This window comes from Streptomyces sp. NBC_00005 (assembly GCF_045160215.1).
Classification (GTDB): Bacteria; Actinomycetota; Actinomycetes; order Streptomycetales; family Streptomycetaceae; genus Streptomyces.
The window spans coordinates 2,345,938-2,370,581 of the sequence record NZ_CP108316.1 but is presented as its reverse complement, the minus strand read 5'-3'; the positions used below and the strand labels follow the sequence as shown (position 1 = coordinate 2,370,581).

The window sequence follows — 24,644 nt, the reverse complement described above, 5'->3', positions numbered from 1 at the left end:
CCCCCCATCCGGAAGGGACTTACGTGTCCGACCGCATCGACCTCGCCGCCTTCCCGCACGACTTCCTGTGGGGTACGGCCACAGCGGCGTACCAGATCGAGGGGGCGGTCGCCGAGGACGGCCGTTCACCGTCGATCTGGGACACCTTCTCGCACACCCCCGGCAAGGTCGCGGGCAACGACAACGGCGACGTCGCCTGCGACCACTACCACCGCTGGAGCGAGGACATCGGGCTCATGCGCCAACTGGGCACGAACGCCTACCGGTTGTCGATCGCCTGGCCGAGGGTGGTGCCGGGCGGCGACGGACCGGTGAACCCCAAGGGCCTGGCCTTCTACGACGAGTTGATCGACGGCCTGCTGGAGGCGGGCATCACCCCCTCCGTCACCCTCTACCACTGGGACCTCCCCCAGGCCCTGCAGGACCGGGGCGGCTGGCCGGAGCGGGAGACCGCCTTCGCGTTCGCCGAGTACGCCTCGGTCGTGGCCGAACGCCTCGGCGACCGCGTCGCCCACTGGGCCACCCTCAACGAGCCCCTCTGCTCGGCCTGGATCGGCCACCTGGAAGGCAGGATGGCACCCGGCCTCACCGACCTGACCGCCGCCGTCCGCGCTTCGTACCACCTGCTGCTGGGCCACGGCCTCGCCGCCCGGGCGATCCGCGCCGCGGCCCCGTCCGCACAGGTCGGCCTCGTCACCAACCTCTCCACGGTGCACGCGGCCACCGACCGCGACGAGGACATCCAGGCCGCGCTCCGGATGGACGGGCACGTCAACCGCTGGTGGCTGGACCCGGTGCACGGCCGCGGCTTCCCGGCCGACATGCGCGAGGTGTACGGCGTCGAACTCCCTGAGCGGGAAGGCGACTTGGCGACCATCGCCGCCCCGCTCGACTGGCTCGGCCTGAACTACTACATGCCGGCCACCGTCGCCGACGACCCGTCCGCCCCCGCACCCCACGTCCGCTCGGTCCGCCGCCTCGGCGTCCCGCGCACCGGCATGGACTGGGAGATCGACGCGAGCGGCATCGAGACACTCCTGCTCCGCCTCACCGACGAGTACGGCGCCCGCAAGCTGTACGTCACCGAGAACGGCTCCGCCTACCCGGACGTCGTACGCCCGGACGGGACGGTGGACGACCCGGAACGCCAGGACTACCTGGAGCGCCACCTCGCCGCCTGCGCCTCGGCGGCCCGCAAGGGGGCTCCGCTGGCCGGCTACTTCGCCTGGTCGCTGCTCGACAACTTCGAGTGGGCGTATGGCTATGACAAGCGGTTCGGGTTGGTGCATGTGGACTATGGGACGCAGGTGCGGACGATCAAGGGCAGTGGACATCGGTATGCGGACATCGTCCGCGCGCACCGCAGCCGGGCACGCCGGGCGGCCTGACGTGGGCCCGCGGTGGGCGGATTCAAGGGGAGCTTGCGCCCACCGCACGTGGAGGATCTGCTCCGCCGGACAGTCATGCGCGCAGCCGACGAGCACTGAATGAGCGCTGATCTGCCATGCGGCGAGTACTGAGGGCCTTCAGCCGCCCTCAGTACTCGCTGCGCACGCTCGTGGTCATCAGGAGGACGGAGGTGAGGGGACCGTGCAGGCCACGGTCGCCTTGGCCGTCAGCAGTCCCTGAACTCCGGCGACTGGTTCAGCACCTGCGACCGCAGCGAGGTGAACCGCCCATATGTCTCACCACCCCGTGCCCCGGGCCGGAACGTAGCCACTCGGTGGCAGTTCTGGAAGGCCAGTTCCACGTCGAAGTGGCGTTCCAGGCTGCCGCGGATGGCGTCGCTGGCGAGGGCGCGCAGCAGCTGGCCGCGTTCCTGCTCGGACGGGGGAGGGGTCTGGTTGTCGGTGAACTCGGCCGTGCCGTCCTTGAGTTCCCCGGCGAGGGAGGCGATCAGGTCGTAGGCGTACGGGAGGGATGTGCGGACCGTGTCCACGAAGTCCTCCTCGCGGACGGCACCGGACTCGGCTTCGGCGAGGAGCTTCGGGGAGACGTCGAGAGACATGAAAGGGTGTCCGTTCTGAGCGTTGAGTTGGTGGATGGAGTTGAGGGGTGTGGTCGGTCAGTCGAGTGACGCCGGCCCGGGTACGAACCCCGGGTCCACCTGCGCGGCCAGGTCCAGGCCCGTCGCCTCGTCCGCCCATGCGCGGGCGTTGCGCAGGTGGAACTCGACGGCGTGGCGGTGGAGGGTGGGCCAGTCCTTGGGGTGGGCGTCGACCGTCTCGCGCAGGACGTTCAGGGCGTGCCGGTTGTGCGGCTCCAGGGTGTCCAACTCGCCCTCCGTACGGCCCTGTTCGGCCGCCCGCACCCACGGGGAGTGGACCAGGTGGGTGAGGAGGTCGTCGCCGACGTGTTCCTTCAGGAACAGCAGGTCGTCCTCGCCCGTCACCTTGTTGCCGATGACCGCGATGCGGATCCCGAACTCGCGGGCGTGGTCGCGGTACTGGCGGTAGACGGAAACCCCCTTGCGCGTGGGCTCCGCCACCAGGAACGTGAGGTCGAACCGCGTGAACAGGCCCGACGCGAAGGCGTCCGCGCCCGCCGTCATGTCGACCACGACGTACTCGCCGGGGCCGTCCACCAGGTGGTTCAGGTAGAGCTCGACCCCGCCGAGCTTGGAGTGGTAGCAGGCCACCCCCAGGTCGCTCTCGTCGAACTCTCCCGTCACCATCAGCGGGACGTCGCCCACGCGCCGGACGTGGCGTGCGTGCAGTTCGTCGTCGCCGAGCGGTTGCAGGAGGCGGGAGCCGCGGCCCGGTGGGGTGGTCTTGATCATCGCCTCGCGGGAGGCGATGCGCGGGTTGCTGCCCCGCAGGTAGTCCTTGATCTCGGGCAGATGGGCGCCCAGCGGTGGAGCGTCCAGGTGGTCCTCGTCGAGACCCAGCGCCTCGGCCAGGTGCTGGTTGATGTCGCCGTCGATGGCGAGTACCGGCGCGCCGGAGCGGGCCAGGTGACGGGAGAAGAGCGCTGACAGGGTGGTCTTGCCGCTGCCGCCCTTGCCGACGAACGCGACCCGCATTACCGGGCCGACCTCATTTTGAAAATGAATGTCATGTCGCTAGGTTTTAGGCAGCTTCCGACGGTCTGTCAAATCGTGAGGTGATCAAGGGTTGCCCGACGGGTGATCAAGGCGGATCAGCTAATGCATATGATGTGCAAGTGCATGACTAATGCATCAGGGCGGCGAGCCCCGACGACCTCGACGGTGCGCGAGCCGTGATGCTCGACACCGTCTACCGAGACTTCGGCAGCGGCTACGTGCCCCGTTGGCACGGCGACATCATCGCCCTGACCGCCGCCTACCTCGTGCGGCGACCCCGGCGTCGTAGCCCCGAGATCGCCGCCGTCGAACAGCCTTCGCGTACAAGGGAGTTGGTGGGCGTCAGGTGACTTCACTGGCGGTCGGTCCGCGGCAGGCGGAAGACGGTACTCGGCTCACGCCCCTGTTGAGGCTGCTGATCCTCACCCAACTTGCCTTCAACATCGGCTTCTTCGCCGTGCTGCCCTTCCTGTCCGAGCATCTGGGGCAGGCGATGGGGATGGCGGGCTGGCTCGTCGGGTTCGTGCTGGGGCTGCGGACCTTCAGCCAGCAGGGGCTGTTCGTGGTGGGCGGGGCGCTGGCCGACCGGTACGGCATCCGGCCCGTCGTGCTGGCCGGTTGCGCGCTGCGCATCGCCGGGTTCGTCTGGCTCGGGTACGCCCGTGAGACCTGGACGGTCGTCGGGGCGGTGCTGCTGATCGGGTTCGCCGCCGCCCTGTTCTCGCTGGCCGTGGAGTCCGAAGTCGCCCGGCAGGCGGTCGTGTCGGAGGAGGCGGGTGGCGGTTCGCGCACCCGTGTCCTCGCGCTGTTCACCGTGGCCGGGCAGGCGGGCGCGTTCGTCGGACCCCTGCTGGGCGCGCTGCTGCTGGCGATGGACTTCCGCACGGTGTGCCTGGCGGGCGCCGGCATCTTCGTCCTCGTCCTGGCCGGGCACGCCTGGCTGCTGCCCCAGCACATCCCCGGGCGGGCGCGCACCCGGGGCAAGGGCGGGATGCGCGCACTGCTGCGCAACCGCCGCTTCCTGGCGCTGTGTTGCGCGTACGGCGCCTACCTGCTCGCCTACAACCAGCTCTACCTCGCGCTGCCCGCGGAGGTGGAGCGCGCGGCGGGCTCACAGGCGCCGTTGGCCTGGCTGTTCGCGCTGTCGTCGCTGCTGGTCGTCACCGCCCAACTGCCCGTCACCCGCTGGGCGGCAGTCCGCCTCACGTTGCGCCGCTCCATGGTCGTCGGCCTGCTGCTGATCTCGGCCGGCTTCGCCGTCGTGGCCGCCGCCCGGCCCGCCGCCCCGACCGGCACGGCCGGACTGCTGCCCGCCGCCGGATTCGTCGTCCTGCTCACCCTCGGTCAGATGCTCGTCGCGCCGGTCGCCCGCGCCTGGGTGCCCGACCTCGCGGAGGAAGGACGGCTGGGTCTGTACACGGGGGCCTTGTCCTCGGTGTCCGGGCTCATCGTCCTGGCCGGCAGCTCGGCGACGGGGACGCTGCTCGACACCGGGCTGCCGCCCGCGGTGCCCTGGCTGGTGCTGGCCGCCGTACCAGCCGCGGCGATCGGGCTGTTGCCGCGCCGATAGGGTCGCCGCCATGAAGATCGAGGTGGAGATCGCCGGGCAGGCGGACCAGGAACTCGTCGACGCCTTCGGCCGGCTGCTGCCGCAGTTGTCGCGGTCCGCCGAGCCGCTCGACGCCGAGGCCGTCGACCGCATCCTGACCTGCGACGCGAACACGGTGCTGATCGCCCGGGCCGACCGAGTGATCGTCGGCACCCTGACCCTCGTCATGTTTCCCGTGCCGTCCGGGCTGCGGGCCCGCGTCGAGGACGTCGTCGTGGACGGGGCGGCGCGGGGGCACGGAGTGGCCGGGCTGCTGATGCAGGAGGCCCTGCGCATCGCCCGGGAGGCCGGGGCGCGGACCGTCGACCTCACCTCCCGGCCGGACCGGGAGGCGGCGAACCGCCTCTACGAACGGCTCGGGTTCCAGGTGCGGGAGTCCACGGTGTACCGGCTCCCGCTCGACGCGTGACGGACGGCCGACGGGCGGGTGACTACCGGGCGGTGGGCGTTCAGGACGCCACCGTCTCCCGTTCCGCCGCCAGCTCCAGCATCTCCTCGACCTCGCCCTCCTGGACCCGCGAGGTCCGCCACAGCCACAGGACGTCCCGGCCGAACGACCAGACCAGCGTGCTCAGTGCCGTGGCGACGACCGCGAACGTCGCCGCGTAGGGCAGCAGCCCCGAGGCGGCCAGCAGCAGGAAGATCCCCTGGAGCGCGGCGACCGTCTTGCGGGCCGTGCTCGGCGGCAGCGAGGCGTTCAGCCACGGCCAGACGCGGGCCGCGGCGACGAAGGCGTAGCGCATGCCGCCGATGAGCATGACCCACGGGCCGAGCTCCATCGACACGTACACGCTGAGCACCAGGATCAGGAACGCGTCGACCTCCATGTCGAAGCGGGCGCCCAGCGCGGTCGACGTGCCGGTGCGGCGGGCGACCTTGCCGTCGACGCCGTCGAGTATCAGGGCCACGGCCGTCAGGCCGACGAAGAGCGTGACCGGCGGGGAGCTCTCGAAGGAGTCCGCGACCAGCGCCGTGACACCGCCGACCAGGGTCGCCCGGCCGAGGGTGACCCGGTTGGCCGGGCCGAAGGAGCGCAGCCGGGACCGGTGCAGTGCCCGGGAGAGCACCGCCCAGCTGGCGACGGCGAAGGCGAGGCCGGTCAACCAGCCCGCCGGCCCCATGCCGATCGCCGTGCCGAGCAGGGCCAGCAACAGGATCTGAACGCCCGCTCCCACAGCGGTCTCCTGCTGGACCAGCCTTGCGTCGTAAGTGTTGTTCAGGGCCACCGCACACCCTCCGGCCGTATGACAGAGTCGATCAACGCCGCGCGCTCTGTGCGCGGCCTGTGCACACCTCGGTACGTGAACAACTTCCAGATGGTTCAGGAGGAGGCCAGATGAACTACATCGCACGCGCGTTCTGGCTCGGTCGTCCCGGTCTCGGCGAGATACGGAGCACCGAACTGCCGGGACCCAAGGAGGGCGAGGTGCTGGTGCGCTCGCTGTTCTCCGGGGTCAGCCGTGGCACGGAGACGCTCGTCTTCCGCGGTGGCGTCCCTCAGAGCCAGCACGCGGCCATGCGGGCGCCGTTCCAGGAGGGCGACTTCCCGGCACCCGTGAAGTACGGCTACCTCAACGTGGGCCTTGTGGAGGAGGGGCCGGACGAGCTGGTCGGCCGTACCGTCTTCTGCCTGTATCCGCACCAGACGCGGTACGTCGTTCCGGCCGCCGCCGTGACGGTCGTACCGGAGAACATCCCCGCCGAGCGGGCCGTCCTCGCCGGCACCGTGGAGACCGCCGTGAACGCCCTGTGGGACGCGGCGCCGCTGGTCGGCGACCGGATCGCCGTGGTCGGCGGCGGCATGGTCGGCTGCTCGGTGGCCGCCCTGCTGGCCCGCTTCCCGGGCGTACACGTGCAACTCGTCGACGCCGACCCGGCACGCGCCAAGACCGCCGAGGCCCTCGGCGTCGACTTCGCGCTCCCCGAGGACGCGCTCGGCGAACGCGACCTCGTCGTGCACGCCAGCGCCACCGAACAGGGCCTCGCCCGCGCACTGGAACTCCTGGCCGCAGAGGGCACCGTGGTGGAACTGAGCTGGTACGGCGACCGGAAGGTGAGCCTCCCGCTCGGCGAGGCCTTCCACTCCCGGCGGCTGACGATCCGCAGCAGCCAGGTCGGCACCGTCTCCCCGGCCCGCGCGAACCGCAGCTACGCCGACCGGCTCGCCATCGCCCTCGATCTGCTCGCCGACCCGGCGCTCGACGCGCTCGTCACCGGAGAGTGCGCCTTCGAGGAACTGCCGGACGTCATGCCGCGACTGGCCTCCGGGGAAATTCCGGCGCTGTGCCACCGGGTCCGGTACGCGGACACAGACTGACGGAGTCGTTCAATTTGGGACCACTTCGGGGAGGGCAAGAGCGCCTGACCTGAGAAAAGAGTGAGACTCGACTGAACGCGCAGGAGCCAAGAGCCGTATTACTAGGGCATCCCCCGGCGGCCAACGGCCGGGGGACCAGAGGCGCCGCACCTGGAGGGTCGTCCGTTGTTCAGTGTCACCGTCCGCGATCACATCATGATCGCCCACAGCTTCCGCGGCGAGGTCTTCGGACCCGCGCAGCGCCTGCACGGAGCGACGTTCCTGGTGGACGCCACCTTCCGGCGCGAGCAGCTGGACGACGACAACATCGTCGTCGACATCGGTCTGGCCACGCAGGAACTGGGCGCTGTGGTCAGCGAGCTGAACTACAGAAACCTCGACAACGAGCCCGACTTCGCCGGAATCAACACCTCCACGGAGTTCCTGGCCAAGGTCATCGCCGACCGGCTCGCCGAGCGCATCCACAAGGGCGCGCTGGGCGAGGGCGCCCAGGGCATCGCGGCACTCTCCGTGACCCTGCACGAGTCGCACGTCGCCTGGGCGAGTTACGAGCGTGCCCTGTGACCGACGTGACCCTGGAGAAGGTGGAGAAGGCGACGCTCGGCTATGTGCCGGTCCAGCACTCCGCCCTGAAGAACGCCGAGATCATCCCCATGTCCCTGCGCTCCGTGCACTTCGTCATGCCGGGCGGCGTCGACGACCCGACCGCGCCGAGCGGCGGCAACGCCTACGACCGGCGGGTGAGCCTGGATCTGCCCGGCTTCGGCTGGCAGGTCCACAAGCACGCCGTGCCGGGCGAGTGGCCCCGGCCGGGGACGGCGGCCCGTGCGGAACTCGCCCGTACGCTGCGGGAGTTCCCGGACGGAACGGCCGTACTGCTGGACGGCATCGTCGCCTGCGCGGTCCCGGAGATCGTCGTCCCGGAGACCGAGCGGCTGAGCCTCGCCGTCCTCGTGCACCTCCCGCTCGGCGACGAGACGGGCCTCGAGCCCGCGGTGGCCGCCGAGTTGGACGCCAAGGAGCGCGACGTACTGCGGGCCGTGCCCGCCGTCATCGCCACCAGCGACTGGGCGGTCCGCCGCCTCGTCTCCCACCACGGCCTGGCCCCCGAGCGGGTCCATGTGGCCGCCCCCGGCGCCGACATCGCGCCCCTCGCCTCCGGCACCGACGGCGTCTCCCGGCTGCTGTGCGTGGCCGCGGTGACCCCGCGCAAGGGGCAGCACCGGCTGGTGCAGGCACTGGCCGCGGCGGCCGACCTGCGGTGGAGCTGCGTGTGCGTCGGCGGACTCGGTCACGACCCCGAGTACGTCGCCCATCTGCGGCTGCTGATCGAGGAGCACGGTCTGGAGAACCGCATCGAGCTGGCCGGCCCGCAGGCCGGCGCCGCGCTAGACGCCAGCTACAACACCGCCGACCTCATGGTCCTCACCTCCTACGCGGAGACGTACGGCATGGCCGTGACCGAGGCCCTCGCGCGGGGCATCCCCGTGCTGGCCACGGACGTCGGAGGGCTCCCGGAGGCGGTCGGACGCGCCCCCGACGGCGGTGTGCCCGGCATCCTCGTCCCGCCGGAGGACCCCGCCGCCCTCGCCGCGGAACTGCGCGGCTGGTTCGGCGAGGCCGACGTACGACGCCGCCTGAAGGCGGCCGCCCGGGGGCGACGGGCCGCCCTGGACGGTTGGGCGACCACGGCCCGCAGTCTTGCCGGAGTACTGGGCCGGCTCCCGATCGAGCCCAGGAGGGCGGCATGAACAGGACGGCACAGATCGGTGGGAAGATCCCGGCACAGCCCGGGCCGAGGGAGGACTCCGTGCCCGTGGACTCCGTGATTCCCGGCGCGGGCCCCGCCCCTCGCCCCGGCGAGCGCGCCACCGTACGGCTGCGGGACACCGGGCCCGAGGAGCCGCCGCGTTACGCGCCCGAGTGGCTCGAACTGCGCGAACCCGCCGACGCCGCCGCGCGGGCACACGATCTGCTCGACCCGCTGCGGATCCGGCTGGCCAACCTGCCGGGCAAGGCCGGGCTCGCCATCCACGACCTCGGGTGCGGCACCGGCTCGATGGGCCGCTGGCTCGCGCCCCGCCTGGACGGCGCCCAGCACTGGATCCTGCACGACCGCGACCCCTACCTCCTGCACTTCGCGGCGGTCGCCTCCCCGCGCTCCGCCGCCGACGGCAGCGGGGTCACCGTGGAGACGCGGCGCGGTGACGTCGCCCGGCTCACCCCGGACGCCCTCGCCGGCGCCTCGCTGGTGACGGCCTCCGCGCTCCTCGACGTCCTCACCCGCGAGGAGATCGCGACCCTCGCCGACGCCTGCACCGGAGCCGGCTGCCCGGCCCTGCTGACGCTGTCGGTGGCCGGACGCGTCGACCTCACCCCGTCCGACCCGATGGACGAGGAGATCACCGAGGCGTTCAACGCCCACCAGCGCCGGGACGGCCTGCTCGGCCCGGACGCGATCACGGTGGCGTGCGAGGAGTTCTCGGAGCGGGGCGCGACGGTACGGGTCAACCCGAGCCCCTGGCGGCTCGGCCCCGACGAGGCTGCGCTGACGGCCCAGTGGCTGCGCGGCTGGGTGGGTGCGGCCGTAGAGGAGCGCCCCGAGCTGAAGGCACGTGCAGAACGGTATCTGCAGGAGCGCCTGGCCGCGTGCGAGGCCGGGGAGCTGCATGTCACCGTCCACCACAGCGACCTGCTGGCGCTGTCGCGTCCGACGGGCGGGACGTCATGAGCGTGGAGACGGTGACGGCGCCCGTGGTGCGGCGCGAGCCGCGGGGACGCGGGGTCCGGACTGAGCGGCGCCTGCCCGTCGAGGCGCAGGTCGACAGCGTGACCTCGGCCGGCGTGGCCGTGGACGTGTTGGCGGGCCCTCCGGCCTCCGCGGCGCCGACCGGTGCGGCCGTCTCCCGGGCCCGTATCGGCGTGATCGTCTCCTCGGCCAGGCCCGCGCCGAGCACGGCGGGGAAGTCCTGGTGGCGCAGGGTCGGCTCGCGCCTCAACTCCCGTGCCGTACGCACCCACTTCGGCACCGTCGCCGGCGTCGTCATCCTCGGTGTGCTGCTGTGGCGCCTCGGCACCGGCGTCTTCCTGGACGGGCTGCGGCGGATCGACGTGCCGACGCTGCTGGTGGCGCTCGTCATCGGCCTGGTCACCACCGTGCTCAGTGCCTGGCGCTGGGCGCTGGTGGCCCGGGGTCTCAGGATCCGGCTGCCGCTCGGCGCGGCCGTCGCCGACTACTACCGGGCGCTGTTCCTGAACGCTGCCCTGCCCGGCGGCGTCCTCGGCGACGTGCACCGGGCGGTCCGGCACGGGCAGAGCGCCGGTGACATGGGCCGCGGTGTCCGCTCGGTCGTCCTCGAACGGGTCGCCGGGCAGGTCGCGCTGGCCGTCATCGGCGGTGCGGTGCTGCTGACGATGCCGTCCCCGGTGCTGGCCGAGACCCGGCACTTCACACCGCTGGTCGCGCTGGCGTCCGTGGGTGCGCTCGCCGTCGTCCTCGCCCTGCGGATGAACCGGGCACCCTCCCGCCGCGGCCGCGCGCTGCGCTCGACGCTCGCCGAGGCCCGCGAGGGGCTGCTCTCGCGCCGCAACGCGCCGGGCGTCGTCGTCTCGTCGGTGCTCGTCCTGGCCGGTCACCTCGCGATGTTCGTACTCGCCGCGCGGGTCGCGGGATCCGCCGCCTCCGTCGCCGCGCTGCTGCCGCTCGCCGTGCTCGCCCTCGTCGCGATGGGACTGCCGGTGAACGTCGGCGGCTTCGGCCCCCGCGAGGGCGTCGCCGCCTGGGCGTTCGGAGCCGCGGGGCTCGGCGCGAGCAGCGGGGTGGCCGTCGCCGTCGTCTACGGCGTGCTCAGCTTCGTGGCCGCGCTGCCGGGCGTCGTCGTCCTCATCGCCCGCTGGTACACGGGCCTGCGCGCGGGCTCCGGGCCGACGGCCGAGCCGGCCCCGGAACCCGCCGGCGGCGACTACCCTCGCGCGCTCCCCGTTTCCTCCGTTGCCTCCGTGTCCTCCGTTTCCCGGTCGGAATCGTCTGCCGAGGTGAGCAGTGAGAAATACGCGCCGAAGGAATCCGCGAAGCTCGCGAGGAGTTCCTTCCCCTTTTCCGCGGAACCCAGCGAAGGGCGCCCGATGACGCCCGAATCGGTATAGCCGGACATACCGAGGGTGAGCAGATGACGTCGGTCGTCGGCGACGAAATCGGAGGACTCATAACCGGGTCGGAGCAATTCGGGATGAGCGTGCAGAAGGATGGAGGTCTCGATTTCCCCCGCGTGCATGTCGGTCAGCAGCGAGGTGGTCACCCCCGCCCGCTGCCGCGCCGCTTCCCAGTCCTCCGCGGCAGGGAACAGTGCCATCCGCTCACCGCGCGCGGAGGATTCCTGAACGACGTTGCCCAGTACGTAGTTTCCGCCGTGCCCGTTGACCACCACCAGGGCGTCGACGCCGGAGCGGCGGAGCGAAGCCGCGATGTCCTGTACCACCGCGTGAAGGGTCACCGACGAGATGCTGACGGTCCCCGGCCAGGCCGCGTGCTCGTGCGAGCAGGAGATCGTCACCGGGGGAAGGAGGTGCACGGGATATGCCGCGGCGATCTCGCGGGCCACGGCACAGGCGACGAGGGTGTCGGTCGCCAGCGGAAGGTACGGACCGTGCTGCTCGAAGCTTCCGACCGGAAGGACGGCGACCTGCGTTGAGACACCCGCCGCCCTGGTCCGTACCTCTTCCGTAGTGTCCGCCGGCACCAGCCCGCCTGCCGCCGTACGCGCGCCCGAAACACTCATTTCTTCACGGCCTTTCGTCTCTGCTTAGGAACCAGATCATGACAGATAAAATTGGCGTTCTCGGCAAGAAGTCCCCACAGCGCACGGGCGTGGAACGAATCGTGAATGCCCCGCTGCCCACGGTGTACGGGCAATTTCGGGCGGTGGGCTACATGGATCACGATCGCGGCGACGAGCAAGTGGCCCTCGTCCACGGTGACATAGGTGCCGAAGGCGTCCTGACGCGGTTGCATTCCGAGTGCCTGACCGGTGACGCGTTCGGCTCCCAGCACTGCGAGTGCGGCGACCAGCTCGCCTCGGCGCTGAAGGCCGTCGTCGCCGAAGGCAGCGGCATCGTCGTCTACTTGAGGGGCCACGAGGGCCGCGGCATCGGTCTACTCGGCAAGCTGCGCGCGATGGCGCTGCAGGCGGAGGGCCTGGACACCGTCGAGGCGAACCTCGCGCTCGGCCTGCCGGTTGACTCCCGCGACTACGGCGTCGCGGCCAATATCCTGCAGGACCTGGGTGTGAACTCGGTGCGCCTGATGTCCAACAACCCGCGCAAGCGCGAGGCGTTGGTGCGGCACGGCATCCAAGTGGCCGAGACGGTCCCGCTGTTGATCCCGCCGTGCGAGAGCAACATCACCTATCTGCGCACCAAGCGGGAACGGCTCGACCACGTCCTGCCGCATCTGGACGCGGTGGCCCACCTGTCATGATCGGGCGGCGGCGCGGTGGTGGGCGAGACCGGCGCCCAGCACTCCGCCGCCGTTCACCCGGGCATCGGCCCGCGTCCTGCGGGGTACGGCCGTCGGCGCGCTGGTCCGCGACCTCCACCCGGGCCGCGTACCCTTCGTGGACGTCAGCCCCTTGAGCGCCGGCCGGTCGCGGCCGACGCCCCGCGCCCGGAGGCCCACCTCGTATGACAGAGCTCCATCTGTGGCTGCGCCACGAGGTCCGCAGCACCGAACGCCGCACGCCGATCGTGCCGTCCGACGCCCGGCGGCTCGTCGACGGCGGAGTGACGCTGACCGTGGAGGAGTCCCCGCAGCGGATCTTCCCGATCGAGGAGTACGAGGCGGCGGGCTGCCGCGTCGCGCCGGCGGGCTCGTGGGTGTCGGCGCCGCAGGACGCCGTCGTCATCGGACTGAAGGAACTCCCCGACGGACCAGGTGAGCTGACGCACCGGCACATCTTCTTCGGGCACGCCTACAAGCGGCAGCCGGGCGCCGAGGCCCTGCTGCGGCGCTTCGCCGCCGGGGGAGGGGTGCTCCTCGACCTGGAGTACCTGGTGGACGACGACGGCCGCCGGCTCGCCGCGTTCGGATTCTGGGCCGGTTACCTGGGCGCCGCCCTGGCCGTGCTCCAGCAGCGGGGCAGGCTCGTCGCGCCCCTCACGCCCACGTCGAAGGAAGAGCTGGACAGGACGCTCCAACGTGCCGACGGGGACGAGGAGTTCACCGCCCTGGTGATCGGCGCCCTGGGCCGCAGCGGCCGGGGCGCGCGCGTCGCCTTTCGCACGGCCGGGATCGAGCCGACCTGCTGGGACCTTGCCGAGACCCGCGCCCTGGACCGCCCGGCCCTGCTCGGTCACGACGTCATGGTGAACGCGGTCCTCGCCACCACCCCCGTCCCGCCCTTCCTGCGGGAACAGGACGTTCAGGAGGGGACCGACCCCGCCCGCCGCCTGCGCACCCTCTGCGACGTCACCTGCGACGTCGGCTCCCCGCTGAACGTCCTGCCGGTCTACGACCGCACGACGGACTGGACGGATCCGGTGCGCCGCCTGCGCAAGGAACCCCCTCTGGACCTGATCGCCATCGACAACCTGCCGTCCCTGCTGCCGCAGGAGTCCAGCACCGACTTCTCGGCGGCACTCGTGCTCCAGCTGCTGGAGTTCGGTGTGGGCGGCCCGTGGGGGCGTTGCCTCGACCGGTTCCACCAGGCCTGCCGTGAACTCGGCATCGCAGAAGGGGAGTTCCGCCATGTCTGACGGCGTTCCGGCGAGCGGCACCGTCCACTGGATCGGCGCCGGACTGTCCACGGGCAGCGGACTTGCCCGGTTGTGCGAGGCGGCCGGGCGCGTACGGCTGTGGCACCGCACCGAGGAGCGCGCCGCAGACGCCCTCGACAGCCTGGGCCTGACCACTCGCGCCGAGCCCCGCGCGTACACGCTCCCCGCGCTCACCGCCGAACTGACGCCCGGCGACATCGTCGTATCGATGCTGCCCGCGCCGGAGCACGCCGGGATCCTGGCCGCCTGCGTGGGCGCGCGAGCCCACTTCGCCTGCTCCAGCTATGTGTCGGACGCCGTACTGGAGCAGGTGCCCGAGGCCGCGAAGGCGGGGCTGGTCGTCCTCACGGAGGCGGGGCTCGACCCCGGCATCGACCACCTCTTCGCGCACGGCCTCGTCGCCCGCGCGAGGGAGGCGATCGGCGACGGTACGGCGGCCTCGTACCGGTTCACCTCGTACTGCGGCGGCATTCCGGCCGTCCCGAACGACTTCAAGTACCGCTTCAGCTGGGCGCCGGCCGGTGTGCTCAACGCCCTGCGCTCGCCTGCCCGTTACGTCGAGGACGGCGCCGAGACCACGGCGGACCGCCCCTGGGAGGTCACCAGGCCGCACGTCCTCGACGGCGAGACCTTCGAGGTCTACCCGAACCGCGACAGCGTTCCCTTCGTCGAGCAGTACGAGCTGCCGGCCGCCTGGCAGGCGCGGTCCTTCGTCCGCGGCACCCTGCGCCTGGAGGGCTGGCTGCAGGCCTGGGACGCCGTGTTCGAGGAGCTCAAGGCCGGTGACGATGCTCGAATCGCAGCCTTGGCAAGGGAGTTGGCGGACCGGTACCCGACGACGGACGCCGACCGTGACCGCGTCGTCCTCGCCGTGTCGCTGGACGTGCAGGGCGGGGCGGGCCGGCGGTGGTCGGGAAGCTACCTCCTCGACCTGGTGGGCGACGCGGAGGAAAGCGCGATGGCCCGTTGCGTCTCACGGCCGTTGGCCCTCGGCGTCCGGCACATCCTGGACGGCTCCCTGCCACCGGGCCTGAACCGGGCCGCCGAGACTGCGGCCCGGTCCGAGGAGTGGTTGGGTGAACTGGCCGGTGAGGGCGTGGACTTCACCCTTCGCGTCGACCAATAGCCGACCAGCGGCCGACGGTTGGCCGACCGACGGCCGACACCGGTCGTCGATCGACAGCCGACCGGTGGTCGGTCGACACAGGGGCGCCGCTCAGCCGGTGACGGCCTCGTACACGAGCCTCTTGAGGTCCGGGTAGAGCTTCAGCGACGACTTCGGGCGGACCTGGGTCATGAACTGCACGGTCAGATCATGGCTCGGGTCCACCCAGAAGGTCGTCGTCGCCACGCCGCTCCAGCCGTACGAGCCAAGGCCCGAGGGCGCGAGGGTGCGCTCGGGATCGATGACGACGGAGACGCCGAGGCCGAAGCCGACGCCGTCGTTGCCGGGCTCGTCATGGGCCGGGCGGCTGCCGAAGGCGCGCAGGTCGGCGCCGCCGGGAAGGTGGTTGGCGGACATCAGGTCCACCGACTCGGGGGTGAGGACGCGGACGCCGTCGAGTTCGCCGCGGCGGCGCAGCAGCTCCATGAAGCGGTGCACGTCGTGCGCGGAGGCCACCATTCCGCCGCTGCCGGACAGGAAGCGGGGCCGCCCGCGCAGCGGCAGCCCGGCGATCGGCTCGATGCCGCCGTCGGCCGTCTCGCCGTACAACTCCGAGAGCCTGACCGCCTGTTCGTCCGGGACGCAGAATCCGGCGTCGGTCATGCCGAGCGGGCCGAGGATGCGCTCGGCGAAGAACGCGTCGAGCGGCTGCCCGGACGCGACCTCGATCACTCTGCCGAGCACATTGGTGGCGACCGAGTAGTTCCACTGCGTGCCCGGCTCGAACTGCAGCGGCAGGCGCGCGTACGCGTCGACGGTCGTGGCCAGGTCCGAGCCCGGCAGCACCGCCGACTCGAGGCCGGCCGCGCGGTAGAGGGCGTCGACGGGGTGGGAGTGGTAGAAGGCGAAGGTCAGGCCCGCGGTGTGGGTCAACAGGTGCCGGATCAGCAGGGGTTGGACGGCAGGGCGGGTCCTGACCTCGGCGCCCGAACCGCTCTCGTACACCTGCGGTTCGGCGAAGGCCGGAAGGTGGCGGGCCACCGGGTCGTCGAGCGACAGTCGGCCCTCCTCCACGAGTATCAGCGCGGCGACCGAGGTGACCGGCTTGGTCATGGAGTAGAGCCGCCACAGGGTGTCGGCCTCGACGGGCAGCCCGGCCGCGACGTCCCGCCGGCCGTGGGTGGTGAGGTGGGCGACGCGTCCACCGCGGGCCACGGCGACCAGAAAGCCGGGCAGGCGTCCTTCGTCGACGTAGTGGGCGATGTGCTGGTCGAGGCGGTCCAACGCCTTCGCGTCCAGCCCGGCCTCGCCCGGGTCGACCTCTTGTCGCAGCTGTGCCATCGCTCTCCTCCGAATGCGCTCGTCGAGGTGCGCTCCGGCAAATACCCCGCCCGAACGGCCTCAGACTCATGGTCGCGCAGGAATCCGGGCACGGTCCCCCTGTTGACCATGATTGATCGTTGCGGAGGAACGTTTCGGCAACGCACGGCCCGCCACCGCCCCGACCACGGCCACGGTGGCGAGGACGAACAGCGGCAGCCCGTGCCCGTGGCCCAGCCCCATGAGCGTCGTCGCGGCGGCCACGCCCAGCACCGGCCCGACGTTCATCGCCGTCTGCTGCAACCCGCCCGCCACCCCCGCCGACTCCGCGGCGGCCTGTCGTACGACGACATGGGTGGCCGTCACCATCACCGTGCCGAAACCGGCCCCCAGCAGCGCGAATCCGGTGCAGAACGCGACGCTGCCCGAGGCCCGGCCCAGCACCAGGATCCCGGCGGCCAGGACGGCCATCGCCGTCACGGTCGTACGGCGGGCCCCGGCCCGGCGCAGCAGCACCGCGCACCCCGGCGCGGCGAGGATCATCAGCGCCGCGAGCGGCAGGCTGAGCAGGGCCATGTGCAGCGGGTCGACACCGAGCGTGTCCTGGAGCAGGAAGGTCGCGACGAAGAGCGTGCCGTTCAGGGCCGCCGAGGCGGCGACCAGGATCCCGAGCGCGGACCCGACGGCCACCGAGCCGACGACATCCCGCGGCACCAGCGGGCTCGCGGTCCGCCGCTCGTGCCGTACGAAGGCGACGCCCGTGATCACGACCAGCGCCAGACCGACCGCACTCGCCGCCGTCCATCCGCTGTCCGCCAGCGCGACCAGGCTCTGGACCAGACAGGCCAGGGTCACCGCGAGCAGGAGCGCTCCGGGCACGTCGAGGCGGGCGGGGGAGGGCGCGGCCCTAGGGTGCGTTTCAGAAGTGATCTTCTGAGGTCCTAATGAGTGTTGCGTTCGGCGGCGGCATGCCACCAGCCGGGCGGGGATGGGCCGATGACTTTGGCGGTGGGTTGGTCGGGATGCAGTCCGAGCCGCCGTAGTGCGTCGGCCCGAGTGCGGATGTCGAACCAGCCGTGCCAGTGGCCGTCAGGACCGATGCCGCAGGCAAGTCCCCAGCGGATTTCGTCCTGTTCAAAGGGCATCCAGTCGATACTGCGGTCGCGCAGTCAAACGCGCGCGGCCGCCATCGGCCGGAGGCAGCCGGGCAGGTTTTCGTAGGCTGCGATGGTGATCCAGTCTGCGCTCGGCGTGTCCATGGAATCCATGATGCCGGGCGGTCACCTGTGCGTCACAACCATTCGTTGATGGCTGCGACCAGCACGGTGGCTTCGTAGCGGACGGCGAGCTTGTCGTATCTCGTGGCGACTGCGCGGTGGCGCTTCAGGCGATTGATGCCGCACTCCACCGCGTGGCGCTCTTTGTAGTCGGCCGTGTCGAATTTCGGCGGCCGGCCACCGTGGGAACCGCGTTTCTTGCGGTTGGCGATCTGGTCGCGCTTCTCCGGGATCGTGCAGCGGATACCGCGCTTGCGCAGGTAGGCGCGGTTCGCGCGGGAGCCGTACGCCTTGTCGGCGCGAACCTTGGCCGGCCGGGTGCGCGGGCGGCCCGGCCCGAGCCTGGGCACCCGGATCCGCTCCAGGACCACCTGGAACTGCGGGGAGTCGCCGCGCTGCCCGGCCGTGATGACCAGCGACATCGGCTTCTGGGCCTGCTCGACCGCCAGATGGAGCTTGGTCGTCAGCCCGCCCCGGGAGCGTCCGAGGCCGTGGTCGTCGGGCTCGGTGAAGACGCCTCCTGGCGGCTCGACCTGCAGCTCCCCTTTGCGGGCACCGGCCGCGTGCTGGTGGGCGCGGGCGATGGTCGAGTCCACCGAGACGTCCCAGGTGATCAGTCCCTCGGCGTCGGCCCGGGCCTGCAGTCGCTCGAAGATGCGGTGCCAGGTGCCGTCGCGCTGCCAACGCCGGAAGAGGCCGTAGACCGTCTCCCACGGGCCGTACCGCTCGGGCACGTCCCGCCAGGGAGCACCAGCGCGAGTGCGCCAGCGTATGCCGTCTATCAACTGCCGCTTGGTGTGCACCGGTGGCCGTCCAGGCTTCTTCCCGAGCGGGAGCAGCGGCTCCAGTTTCGCCCACTGCACACTCGTCAGGTCATGCCTCGCCATGAAGTGGATCTTGCCACATCAAGATCCACTTCTGAAACACGCCCTAGGGCCGCGCACCGTGAGCGCGAGCAGGCCGAAGGCGAGCGCCGGTACGACGTTGACGAAGAACATCGCCCGCCAGCCCGGCCCGGACACCAGCGCCCCGCCCAGCACGGGCCCCGCGGCGGCCGCCAGTCCGATCGCACTGGTCCGCACGGCGATCGGCATCCGCAGCCGGTCGGGCGGGAACGCGGCCCGCAGCATCCCGAGCGTGGCCGGCTGCAAGAGAGCCCCGAACACGCCCTGCACGACCCGCAGACCGATCAACCAGCCGATGCCGGGCGCCAGGCCGATGCCCGCCGACGTCACCCCGAAGCCCAACATCCCCAAGGCGAAGACCCGTTGATGCCCGTACCGGTCGCCGAGCCGCCCGGAGAACACCAACAGGCCCGCCACCGCGATCAGATAGCCGGTGCTGGTCCACTGCACCTGCGCGAAGGACGCGCCCAGGTCGCGTTGCAGGGTGGGCTGCGCGACGGTGAGGACCGTGCCGTCCAGAGCGACGATCACGGCCCCGACCACACTGCTCGCGAGCGTCAGGGCGCGGTGAGGGCTCATGCTTCGTCCCCGAGGTGTGCGTCGAGAGCCGACCGCAGCAGGCGTACGAAGTCGTCGGCGCCCGTGGCGAGTTGGAGGCTGCCCCAGCCCCACAGCTGGGCGATGCCGTGCAGGTTCGCCCACAGCGCGCCCGCGACGAGCCGGGCGTCCGCTTCGGGCCGGGCCCGCCCGACCAGCTCCACCAGGCGCCCGAACAACGGAAGGCTGGTGTCGCGCAGACCCAAGTGGCCGCTCTCCAGCAGATCGTGGCGGAACATCAACTCGTACATGCCGCGGTTGTCGAGAGCGAACTCCAGATAGACGCGGCCCAGTGCCATCAGCTGCTCGCGCGCAGGCGCCGAATCGTCGCCGACCTCCGCCGTCGCCCGCCGGGCCAGCTCGGCGAACCCGCGGCGCGCGATGGCGGACAGCAGCTCCAGGTGGGTGGGGAAGTAGCGGCGGGGCGCCCCGTGCGAGACACCGGCCCGGCGCGCGATCTCCCGCAGGGTCAGCGCCTGCGCGCCTTCCCGGGCGACCAGCTCCACCCCGACGTCGACCAGCCGGGCACACAGACCTGTCTCCGATTCGCGCGTCTCCGATTCATGCGTGGCCGATTCATGCGTGGACGACTCAGACATAGACACTGTCTACCAGCTGCGCGTAGACAGTGTCTACCGGAAATCGTGATCACGGGAATGCGAGGGTCCATCGGGCGAGTTGTTCCGGATATGACTCAGGACACACTGCTCGAGTTGCTCTCCGACGGCCGCGGCGGGGTGCTGGTCACCCTCAAACGGGACGGCCGCCCCCAGTTGTCGAACGTCAGCCACCACTACTACCCGGACGAGGGAGTCATCCGGATCTCGGTCACGGACGACCGCGCCAAGACCCGCAACCTGCGCCGGGACCCGCGGGCGTCGTACCACGTGTCCGCCCCCGACCGCCGGGCCTACACCGTCGCCGAGGGCACCGCCGACCTCTCGCCCGTCGCGAAGGACCCGCACGACGACACGGTCGAGGAGCTGATCGGCCTGTACCGCGAGGTCCTGGGCGAGCACCCCGACTGGGACGACTACCGCGCCGCGATGGTCCGCGACCGGCGCCTGGTGGTGCGGCTGCACGTGGAGCGGGCGTACGGGATTCCCAAGGGGGCCAACAGCGGCTGAGCGCCGCTCGCTCGGCTTTCGGGAACTTCAGGAACAGGCTTCCCGGCAGCCGGTCCGCGCACCCCGGCCGTCCCTGAAACCGGCCGGAGTGCGCGGAGATCCCCATGATTACCGCAGCGCGTGCAATGCCTCAACGGCGAACGGGTGTTGCCGTCGCGGCCGGCGCAGTGGTCGTCGAAGAAGCGGGTGTCGAACTTCAGGCCGTCGACGTCGTAGGTGTCCATCAGCTTCTTCAGGTTGGCCTGGTACCAGGCCTTCGCCTCGGGGTTGGCGTGGACCTAGGACCTAGGACCCTGGGCGCAGGGCGGACGACCGATGGTCCGGCGATCACGGACTGCCTAGGCTGCGAGGGAGGCGCCGCAGCTCAGGAAGAGGTCACAATGCCCGTCAACGGCCGCAGCCACATCCGTATCGCCCGCCCGTCCCGGGACCTCGCCGCCGCCGAGCGGTTCTGGGTGCGGGGGCTCGGCCTGAGCGTGGTGTGGCGGACCGAGGGCGGCTCCGAACCCGGCGAGCACGACCTGCTCATGCTCGGTTGGCCGGACGCCGGCTGGCACCTGGAACTCGTCCACGAACCCGCCCGCCCCGTCGAGCCCCGGCCCACCGAGGAGGACCTCCTGGTCGTCTACGTCGACGGGCCGGTACCGGAGGACCTGGTGGCCCGGCTGGAGGAGTACGGCGGCAAGCGGGTGCCGTCGCCCAATCCGTACTGGAACCGGTGGGGCGTCACCATCGAGGATCCGGACGACTACCGCCTGGTGCTGTGCGAGCGGGGCTGGTCCAACGCGTAGCGCACGGGTGCTTGCCGTCCCCTCGTCACGGGCATAGCCTCCGCGCGTGATCAATGGGGCACATGTGGTGATCTACACCCGCGACGCCGAGGCGGACCGCGCCTTCTTCCGGGACGTCCTCGGCTGGGCGCACGTCGACGCCGGGCACGGCTGGCTCATTTTCAAGGCGCCGCCCGCCGAGGTCGCCTTCCATCCGGCCGAGGGCGAGCCGTCGCACGAACTGATGCTGATGTGCGACGACATCGACGCCACGACCGTCGAACTCACCGAGAAGGGCGTGGAGTTCACGCGGCCGCTGGAGGAGGCGCGCTGGGGTCGGGTGACCGGCTTCCGGCTGCCGGGGGGCGGTGAGGTCGGGTTGTACGAGCCGCGTCATCCGCGGGCGACTTAGGGGCAGTGCTATGTGACATACCACCTGTTACCACCTGCGCCATGTCACATGGCGCAGGTGGTAACAGGTGGTATGTCACATAGCAGTCCTGATACGGGGCCGGGCCGTCAGGCCGTCACCGTCTCCGGCTGTGATGCTCCCTGCGGTGCGCGTTCGCCCAGGTGCTCCGACGGGACCTTGTGGGTTTCGCGGGCCGTGAGCGCGGCGATGACCGGTGGGACGCACAGGGCCGCGGTGAACAGGGCCACCGACGACCAGTCGTCGCCGTCGGGGCCCGCGATCTGCGCGGCGAACGTGACCGCGAAGCCGGCCACGGCGAAGCCGATCTGGGTGCCGATCGCCATGCCGGACAGGCGGACTCGGGTGGAGAACATCTCGCCGTAGAAGGAAGGCCAGACGCCGTTCGCGGCGCTGTAGACGATGCCGAAGGTGACGATGCCCAGGATCAGGGTCAGCGCGTAGTTGCCGGTGGAGATCGCCCAGAGGTACAGGAACATCGTGATCGCGCTGCCGACGGCGCCGATCAGGAACACGGGGCGGCGGCCGATGCGGTCCGACAGGGAGGCCCACAGGGGGATCGCGGCGAGCGCCACGAGGTTGGCGAGCGCGCCCACCCACAGCATGGAGGAGCGGGACATGCCGACCGAGTCGCTGGTGGCGTAGGCGAGGGCCCAGACCGTGAAGATCGTGGAGACCGAGGCGATGAGCGCGCCGCCGATCACCCGCAGCACGTCCACCCAGTGCTCGCGCAGCAGTACCGCCAGCGGCAGCTTCACGACGCCGTCGGTGGCCGCCTGCTTCGCGAAGGCCGGCGTCTCCTGGAGCTTGCGGCGGATGACGTAGCCGACGACGGCGACCGCGACGCTCGCCCAGAACGGGACCCGCCAGCCCCAGGACAGCAGCTGGTCCTCGGGGAGTGCGGCGACCGGGATGAAGACCAGGGTGGCGATGAGCTGGCCGCCCTGGGTGCCGCTCAGGGTGAAGCTGGTGAAGAAGCCGCGCCGGTGCGGTGGCGCGTGTTCCAGGGTCATCGAGTTGGCGCTGGCCTGCTCGCCCGCCGCCGAGATGCCCTGCAGGACGCGGCAGGCGACCAGCAGGACCGGGGCGAGCGTGCCGACCTGGTCGCGGGTGGGCAGACAGCCGATGAGGAACGTCGACAGGCCCATCAGGATCAGCGTGAAGACCATGATCTTCTTACGGCCGACACGGTCGCCGAAGTGTCCGAGGAACAGCGCGCCGACGGGCCGGGCCGCGTATGCGACGCCGAACGTGGCCAGCGACAGCAGGGTCGCGGTGGCCGGATCGGAATCGTCGAAGAAGACCTTCGGGAAGATCAGCGCGGCCGCGCTGCCGTAGATGAAGAAGTCGTAGTACTCCAGGGCGCTGCCGATCCAGGCGGCGGCGGCCGCCTGTTTCGGCTGTCCGACGGCTTCGGCAGGGTCGCGGGGTGCGACGGAGTGCGACAAGGCGTGCTCCTTCGGGGGAACTCCAGCGTAGGTGGAGTGAGCGGAGGGGTGAGGTGCAGGTGCCTGCCGGGTCTCGGCTAATTAACCCACTGGATAGTTAGTGTCGGTGGGTAGGGATGTTGCGCTCAGGTTTCCCGGGTGTCAAGAGGTGGCGTCGTGCGGCCTCAGCCGGCCGTCCGCTCCGCCGTCAGGTAGGCGATCACCATGTCGCCGAGCATGGCGCGGTAGTGCTCGCGCTGGGCGGGGTCCACCAGGTCGCGGCCGAACAGGGCGCCGAAGGTGTGCCGGTTGGCGACCCGGAAGAAGCAGAAGGAGCTGATCATCGCGTGCAGGTCGACGGCGTCGACATCGGCCGTGAACAGGCCGGACTCCTGCCCGGAGGCCAGGATGCGACGGATCACGTCGAGCGCGGGGGAACCGATCTTCCCGAGCTTCTCGGAACCGGCGATGTGCTCGGCCCCGTGGATGTTCTCGATGCTGACCAGGCGGATGAAGTCGGGGTGCTGCTCGTGGTGGTCGAAGGTCACCTCGGCGAGCCGGCGGATCGCCGCGACCGGGTCCAGGTGCTCGACGTCCAGATCCTGCTCGGCCTCGCGGATCACGCCGTAGGCGCGCTCGAGGACGGCCGTGAACAGCTGCTCCTTGCCGCCGAAGTAGTAGTAGATCATCCGCTTGGTGGTGCGGGTGCGGGCGGCGATCTCGTCGACCCGGGCGCCGTCGTAGCCGGCCCGTGCGAACTCCTGCGTGGCCACGTCGAGGATCTCGGCCTGGGTGCGGGCGGCGTCACGGATCCGCCCGTTCGGTCGTGCCGGTTCGTCGACGCTGGTCATCGGGTTCCTTCGGGAGTGCGAGGAGAGTGCGGCCGGTGCCGCAGATTCTAGAAGGCGGGCCGGGCGCCGCCGTCGGGGTCTTCCCCGGAGAGCCGACGGGCTGGTATAGCTAACGTACTGGTTCGTACATTAGTCAGGCATTGGCGCTCAGCTCAGGAGGTCCACGTGGCCAAGGACTCGTTTCTCGTCGGACTGATCGGCGCCGGCATCGGCCCGTCCCTCAGCCCGGCGCTGCACGAGCGGGAGGCGGACCGGCAGGGCCTGCGCTACCTGTACCGACTCATCGACATCGACACACTCGGCGTGCCCCCGGAGGCGGTGGGCGACCTGGTGCGGGCCGCCCGCGACCTGGGCTTCGACGGGCTGAACATCACGCACCCGTGCAAGCAACTCGTCATCGAGCACCTGGACGCGCTCGCCCCGCAGGCCGAGGCGCTCGGTGCGGTCAACACCGTCGTCTTCGAGGGCGGACGCGCGATCGGGCACAACACCGACGTCACCGGTTTCGCCGCCTCGTTCGCGCGCGGGCTGCCCGATGTGCCGCTGGAGCGGGTCGTGCAGTTGGGTGCGGGCGGAGCGGGGGCGGCGGTCGCTCACGCGACGCTCACCCTTGGCGCCGGGCGGGTCACCGTCGTCGATGCGCTGGCGGACCGGGCCGCGGATCTTGCCGCCTCCCTGAACCGCCACTTCGGTGAGGGCCGCGCGGCTGCCGCCGGCCCTGACCGGCTGGCCCGGCTGCTCGGCTCCGCCGACGGCATCGTGCACGCCACCCCGACGGGCATGGCCGCCCACCCGGGCCTGCCCTTCCCCGCGGAATTGCTCCACCCCGGCCTGTGGGTCGCCGAGGTCGTCTATCGGCCTCTGGAGACCGAACTGGTGCGTGCCGCCCGGGCGTTGGGGTGTGCCGCTCTGGACGGGGGTGGGATGGCTGTGTTCCAGGCGGCGGACGCCTTTCGGCTGTTCACCGGGTGTGAGCCCGACAGTGGTCGGATGCTGGCTGACTTTGCGGAGTTGGGCGGGGGTGTCGAGAGCCCGGTGGGCAAGGCCGTATGAAAGCTGCGGGTTGTCTGTGGTTGCTCACGCAGTTCCTCGCGC

General features: G+C 71.2%; 24 protein-coding genes and 5 pseudogenes. 17 read left to right on the top strand and 12 right to left on the bottom strand.

The window, feature by feature from the left end:
- Window positions 1–23 precede the first annotated feature (23 nt).
- Window positions 24–1,388: a GH1 family beta-glucosidase gene (locus OG303_RS11340; RefSeq protein WP_405867441.1), complete on the top strand. Its 1,365-nt coding sequence runs from the start codon at window positions 24–26 to the stop codon at window positions 1,386–1,388.
- 227 nt (window positions 1,389–1,615) lie between these two features.
- On the opposite strand, the gene OG303_RS11335 is transcribed toward OG303_RS11340, so the two are convergent.
- A complete protein-coding gene (locus OG303_RS11335) occupies window positions 1,616–2,008 on the bottom strand; it encodes an SCO5389 family protein (protein WP_405867439.1) in 393 nt (130 codons plus the stop codon).
- A 57-nt stretch (window positions 2,009–2,065) separates the two neighbouring features.
- Window positions 2,066–3,022: an AAA family ATPase gene (locus tag OG303_RS11330; RefSeq protein WP_405867437.1), complete on the bottom strand. Its 957-nt coding sequence runs from the start codon at window positions 3,020–3,022 to the stop codon at window positions 2,066–2,068.
- A gap of 200 nt (window positions 3,023–3,222) precedes the next feature.
- Here OG303_RS11330 and OG303_RS11325 point away from each other — a divergent pair.
- The 3 genes and pseudogenes from OG303_RS11325 to OG303_RS11315 all read left to right on the top strand — a co-directional run.
- A pseudogene (locus OG303_RS11325) lies at window positions 3,223–3,309 on the top strand (GNAT family N-acetyltransferase); the annotation flags it as partial.
- Between the two features lie 80 nt (window positions 3,310–3,389).
- A complete protein-coding gene (locus tag OG303_RS11320; protein WP_405867435.1) occupies window positions 3,390–4,613 on the top strand; it encodes an MDR family MFS transporter in 1,224 nt (407 codons plus the stop codon).
- A gap of 10 nt (window positions 4,614–4,623) precedes the next feature.
- Window positions 4,624–5,061, top strand: coding sequence for a GNAT family N-acetyltransferase (locus tag OG303_RS11315; protein ID WP_405867433.1), 438 nt, complete (start codon window positions 4,624–4,626; stop codon window positions 5,059–5,061).
- A gap of 40 nt (window positions 5,062–5,101) precedes the next feature.
- On the opposite strand, the gene OG303_RS11310 is transcribed toward OG303_RS11315, so the two are convergent.
- On the bottom strand, window positions 5,102–5,878 hold the full coding sequence (locus OG303_RS11310) for a CDP-alcohol phosphatidyltransferase family protein (RefSeq protein ID WP_405867431.1): 777 nt from the start codon (window positions 5,876–5,878) through the stop codon (window positions 5,102–5,104).
- A 110-nt stretch (window positions 5,879–5,988) separates the two neighbouring features.
- On the opposite strand from OG303_RS11310, the gene OG303_RS11305 reads away from it, so the two are divergent.
- From OG303_RS11305 to OG303_RS11285, 5 genes and pseudogenes are all read left to right on the top strand, one after another.
- Window positions 5,989–6,969, top strand: coding sequence for a zinc-binding alcohol dehydrogenase (locus OG303_RS11305; RefSeq protein WP_405867429.1), 981 nt, complete (start codon window positions 5,989–5,991; stop codon window positions 6,967–6,969).
- A gap of 165 nt (window positions 6,970–7,134) precedes the next feature.
- Entirely contained in the window at window positions 7,135–7,533 is a 399-nt protein-coding gene (locus tag OG303_RS11300) for a 6-pyruvoyl trahydropterin synthase family protein (protein WP_405867427.1), read from the top strand.
- A complete protein-coding gene (locus tag OG303_RS11295; protein WP_405867425.1) occupies window positions 7,530–8,720 on the top strand; it encodes a glycosyltransferase family 4 protein in 1,191 nt (396 codons plus the stop codon). The genes OG303_RS11300 and OG303_RS11295 overlap by 4 nt, the downstream gene beginning before the upstream one ends.
- Window positions 8,717–9,700: a class I SAM-dependent methyltransferase gene (locus tag OG303_RS11290; RefSeq protein ID WP_405867423.1), complete on the top strand. Its 984-nt coding sequence runs from the start codon at window positions 8,717–8,719 to the stop codon at window positions 9,698–9,700. Before OG303_RS11295 ends, OG303_RS11290 begins: the two co-directional genes overlap by 4 nt.
- Window positions 9,697–10,830: pseudogene (locus OG303_RS11285) on the top strand (lysylphosphatidylglycerol synthase transmembrane domain-containing protein); the annotation flags it as partial. The gene OG303_RS11290 and the pseudogene OG303_RS11285, both read left to right, overlap by 4 nt.
- 101 nt (window positions 10,831–10,931) lie before the next feature.
- On the opposite strand, the gene OG303_RS11280 reads toward OG303_RS11285, so the two are convergent.
- Window positions 10,932–11,747, bottom strand: coding sequence for a creatininase family protein (locus OG303_RS11280; RefSeq protein ID WP_405867421.1), 816 nt, complete (start codon window positions 11,745–11,747; stop codon window positions 10,932–10,934).
- A 38-nt stretch (window positions 11,748–11,785) separates the two neighbouring features.
- Here OG303_RS11280 and ribA point away from each other — a divergent pair, with 38 nt between their 5' ends.
- The 4 genes and pseudogenes from ribA to OG303_RS11260 all read left to right on the top strand — a co-directional run bounded on the left by ribA (window position 11,786) and on the right by OG303_RS11260 (window position 14,866).
- Window positions 11,786–12,445 carry a GTP cyclohydrolase II gene (ribA, locus tag OG303_RS11275; RefSeq protein ID WP_405867419.1) on the top strand — a complete coding sequence of 220 codons (660 nt, stop codon included), beginning with the start codon at window positions 11,786–11,788 and terminating at the stop codon, window positions 12,443–12,445.
- Between the two features lie 76 nt (window positions 12,446–12,521).
- Window positions 12,522–12,652 (top strand): annotated as a pseudogene (locus tag OG303_RS11270) (sarcosine oxidase subunit beta); the annotation flags it as partial.
- Entirely contained in the window at window positions 12,649–13,719 is a 1,071-nt protein-coding gene (locus OG303_RS11265; RefSeq protein ID WP_405867417.1) for a saccharopine dehydrogenase, read from the top strand. The pseudogene OG303_RS11270 and the gene OG303_RS11265, both read left to right, overlap by 4 nt.
- Window positions 13,712–14,866 (top strand): saccharopine dehydrogenase family protein, encoded by a 1,155-nt coding sequence (locus OG303_RS11260; protein ID WP_405867415.1) that lies wholly within the window; start codon window positions 13,712–13,714, stop codon window positions 14,864–14,866. The genes OG303_RS11265 and OG303_RS11260 overlap by 8 nt, the downstream gene beginning before the upstream one ends.
- A gap of 90 nt (window positions 14,867–14,956) precedes the next feature.
- Here OG303_RS11260 and OG303_RS11255 read toward each other — a convergent pair whose 3' ends face one another.
- From OG303_RS11255 to OG303_RS11230, 6 genes and pseudogenes are all read right to left on the bottom strand, one after another.
- Window positions 14,957–16,186: a serine hydrolase domain-containing protein gene (locus tag OG303_RS11255; RefSeq protein ID WP_405867413.1), complete on the bottom strand. Its 1,230-nt coding sequence runs from the start codon at window positions 16,184–16,186 to the stop codon at window positions 14,957–14,959.
- 66 nt (window positions 16,187–16,252) lie between these two features.
- Window positions 16,253–17,077 (bottom strand): annotated as a pseudogene (locus OG303_RS11250) (MFS transporter); the annotation flags it as partial.
- Window positions 17,078–17,106: 29 nt separating this feature from the next.
- Window positions 17,107–17,310, bottom strand: coding sequence for a hypothetical protein (locus OG303_RS11245; RefSeq protein ID WP_405863562.1), 204 nt, complete (start codon window positions 17,308–17,310; stop codon window positions 17,107–17,109).
- A gap of 146 nt (window positions 17,311–17,456) precedes the next feature.
- Window positions 17,457–18,329, bottom strand: coding sequence for an IS5 family transposase (locus OG303_RS11240; RefSeq protein ID WP_405867411.1), 873 nt, complete (start codon window positions 18,327–18,329; stop codon window positions 17,457–17,459).
- A gap of 42 nt (window positions 18,330–18,371) precedes the next feature.
- Window positions 18,372–18,926 (bottom strand): annotated as a pseudogene (locus OG303_RS11235) (MFS transporter); the annotation flags it as partial.
- Window positions 18,923–19,543 carry a TetR/AcrR family transcriptional regulator gene (locus tag OG303_RS11230; protein WP_405867409.1) on the bottom strand — a complete coding sequence of 207 codons (621 nt, stop codon included), beginning with the start codon at window positions 19,541–19,543 and terminating at the stop codon, window positions 18,923–18,925. The gene OG303_RS11230 and the pseudogene OG303_RS11235, both read right to left, overlap by 4 nt.
- 90 nt (window positions 19,544–19,633) lie before the next feature.
- Between OG303_RS11230 and OG303_RS11225 the strand changes: the two genes are divergently transcribed.
- The 3 genes from OG303_RS11225 (at window position 19,634) to OG303_RS11215 (ending at window position 21,253) form a co-directional block, all read left to right on the top strand.
- Window positions 19,634–20,071: a PPOX class F420-dependent oxidoreductase gene (locus OG303_RS11225; protein WP_405867407.1), complete on the top strand. Its 438-nt coding sequence runs from the start codon at window positions 19,634–19,636 to the stop codon at window positions 20,069–20,071.
- A 380-nt stretch (window positions 20,072–20,451) separates the two neighbouring features.
- Window positions 20,452–20,862 (top strand): VOC family protein, encoded by a 411-nt coding sequence (locus OG303_RS11220; RefSeq protein WP_405867405.1) that lies wholly within the window; start codon window positions 20,452–20,454, stop codon window positions 20,860–20,862.
- 46 nt (window positions 20,863–20,908) lie between these two features.
- A complete protein-coding gene (locus OG303_RS11215; protein WP_405867403.1) occupies window positions 20,909–21,253 on the top strand; it encodes a VOC family protein in 345 nt (114 codons plus the stop codon).
- A 107-nt stretch (window positions 21,254–21,360) separates the two neighbouring features.
- On the opposite strand, the gene OG303_RS11210 is transcribed toward OG303_RS11215, so the two are convergent.
- Both OG303_RS11210 and OG303_RS11205 read right to left on the bottom strand, forming a co-directional pair.
- The gene (locus tag OG303_RS11210) at window positions 21,361–22,719 is read right to left on the bottom strand and encodes an MFS transporter (RefSeq protein ID WP_405867402.1); all 1,359 of its coding nucleotides are present in this window, start codon (window positions 22,717–22,719) and stop codon (window positions 21,361–21,363) included.
- A 164-nt stretch (window positions 22,720–22,883) separates the two neighbouring features.
- Entirely contained in the window at window positions 22,884–23,549 is a 666-nt protein-coding gene (locus tag OG303_RS11205) for a TetR/AcrR family transcriptional regulator (RefSeq protein WP_405867400.1), read from the bottom strand.
- A gap of 165 nt (window positions 23,550–23,714) precedes the next feature.
- On the opposite strand from OG303_RS11205, the gene OG303_RS11200 reads away from it, so the two are divergent.
- Window positions 23,715–24,602 (top strand): shikimate dehydrogenase, encoded by an 888-nt coding sequence (locus tag OG303_RS11200; protein WP_405867398.1) that lies wholly within the window; start codon window positions 23,715–23,717, stop codon window positions 24,600–24,602.
- The last annotated feature ends 42 nt before the right edge of the window (window positions 24,603–24,644 follow it).

Coding starts and splice junctions, on each gene's coding strand:
- OG303_RS11335 (WP_405867439.1), bottom strand. CDS start 2,008: ATGTCTCTCGACGTCTCCCCGAAGCTCCTCGCCGAAGCCGAGTCCGGT.
- OG303_RS11330 (WP_405867437.1), bottom strand. CDS start 3,022: ATGCGGGTCGCGTTCGTCGGCAAGGGCGGCAGCGGCAAGACCACCCTG.
- OG303_RS11315 (WP_405867433.1), top strand. CDS start 4,624: ATGAAGATCGAGGTGGAGATCGCCGGGCAGGCGGACCAGGAACTCGTC.
- OG303_RS11305 (WP_405867429.1), top strand. CDS start 5,989: ATGAACTACATCGCACGCGCGTTCTGGCTCGGTCGTCCCGGTCTCGGC.
- OG303_RS11290 (WP_405867423.1), top strand. CDS start 8,717: ATGAACAGGACGGCACAGATCGGTGGGAAGATCCCGGCACAGCCCGGG.
- OG303_RS11280 (WP_405867421.1), bottom strand. CDS start 11,747: ATGAGTGTTTCGGGCGCGCGTACGGCGGCAGGCGGGCTGGTGCCGGCG.
- ribA (WP_405867419.1), top strand. CDS start 11,786: ATGACAGATAAAATTGGCGTTCTCGGCAAGAAGTCCCCACAGCGCACG.
- OG303_RS11265 (WP_405867417.1), top strand. CDS start 12,649: ATGACAGAGCTCCATCTGTGGCTGCGCCACGAGGTCCGCAGCACCGAA.
- OG303_RS11260 (WP_405867415.1), top strand. CDS start 13,712: ATGTCTGACGGCGTTCCGGCGAGCGGCACCGTCCACTGGATCGGCGCC.
- OG303_RS11255 (WP_405867413.1), bottom strand. CDS start 16,186: ATGGCACAGCTGCGACAAGAGGTCGACCCGGGCGAGGCCGGGCTGGAC.
- OG303_RS11245 (WP_405863562.1), bottom strand. CDS start 17,310: ATGCCCTTTGAACAGGACGAAATCCGCTGGGGACTTGCCTGCGGCATC.
- OG303_RS11240 (WP_405867411.1), bottom strand. CDS start 18,329: ATGGCGAGGCATGACCTGACGAGTGTGCAGTGGGCGAAACTGGAGCCG.
- OG303_RS11230 (WP_405867409.1), bottom strand. CDS start 19,543: ATGTCTGAGTCGTCCACGCATGAATCGGCCACGCATGAATCGGAGACG.
- OG303_RS11225 (WP_405867407.1), top strand. CDS start 19,634: ATGACTCAGGACACACTGCTCGAGTTGCTCTCCGACGGCCGCGGCGGG.
- OG303_RS11220 (WP_405867405.1), top strand. CDS start 20,452: ATGCCCGTCAACGGCCGCAGCCACATCCGTATCGCCCGCCCGTCCCGG.
- OG303_RS11205 (WP_405867400.1), bottom strand. CDS start 23,549: ATGACCAGCGTCGACGAACCGGCACGACCGAACGGGCGGATCCGTGAC.